The organism is Polaribacter sp. BAL334, from assembly GCF_015767435.1.
In the GTDB taxonomy this organism is placed as follows: domain Bacteria; phylum Bacteroidota; class Bacteroidia; order Flavobacteriales; family Flavobacteriaceae; genus Polaribacter.
The window spans coordinates 1-975 of sequence record NZ_JADWOV010000244.1 but is presented as its reverse complement, the minus strand read 5'-3'; the positions used below and the strand labels follow the sequence as shown (position 1 = coordinate 975).

Genomic DNA, 975 nt, shown 5'->3' with positions numbered 1-975 from the left:
ATTATTAACTAATATTAAATTAAAAAAACCATGAAAAAAAATTATTTTTTAACAATGTTGAGCTTGCTGTTTTGCTATGTATTGCAAGCTCAAGTAACTGTTTCTTACCAACAGCAAACAGCAAATTATGATGCAACTTTCACTGTTGGAGTTGCAGGAGCTTTTAATAACGGAGGAACTGAAATTGGTATGTATGCTAATGGTGGTGGTACAAAAGAAGTTGTGCTTTGGAAGAATTTCACAGATGATGGTACAACAACTGGAAATCCAACTACAATGAATGTTGGTGATACTTTTAAAATATCACTTCAAGCATATCAGGCTTATGGTCAAATTGGTGTTTCTCTTTTATCTTCACCTACTTCAACATCCACTTGGAATGATAGATTAAATAATTATGCAGTACAAGCAAATTTAAATGGAAATAATGGAGCTTTTAACCCTTGGGAAATCGTTTCTAATGGAGGAACAATTAATGCTACAGCAATTAATGGATCTGATAGTGGTACAATTAATGAGTTTGTAATAACATTTTCTTTAGTTTCTCCTACTAGTATGGAAGTTGTAATTGAAAGAACAAATAATACACCCACTTCTTTTACTCAAACAGTTTTATTGAACAATACAAACATTTCTGGATACTCAATTTATTTATCTGATGATTGGGATAATAACTCTAATGAAAATATCTACTGGAAACAAACAACAGAATATGTTTATGCAAATGTTTGGGACGGTAGCTCAAGTAGTGATTGGAATATAGCAGACAACTGGAGTTCAAATTCTGTTCCAACAACAACAGCAAATGTGAGAATTCCATTTACTAGTATTACAAATTTTCCAATAGCATCATCTGCAACAACTGTTAATTCAGTTTATATTGAATCAGGAGCTTCATTAATAGCTCAAAATACTTTTGATGGGGCAATAACTTACGAAAGAAACTTACTAACTTCAAACTGGTATTTAATTTCT

1 protein-coding gene is annotated in these 975 nt (G+C 31.4%); it reads left to right on the top strand.

Features of this window, described 5'->3' with window-relative positions; genetic code table 11:
* Window positions 1-30: 30 nt before the first annotated feature.
* Window positions 31-975, top strand: a 945-nt coding sequence (locus IU405_RS03420; RefSeq protein WP_197437212.1) for a hypothetical protein, incomplete at its 3' end; no start/stop codon positions are given.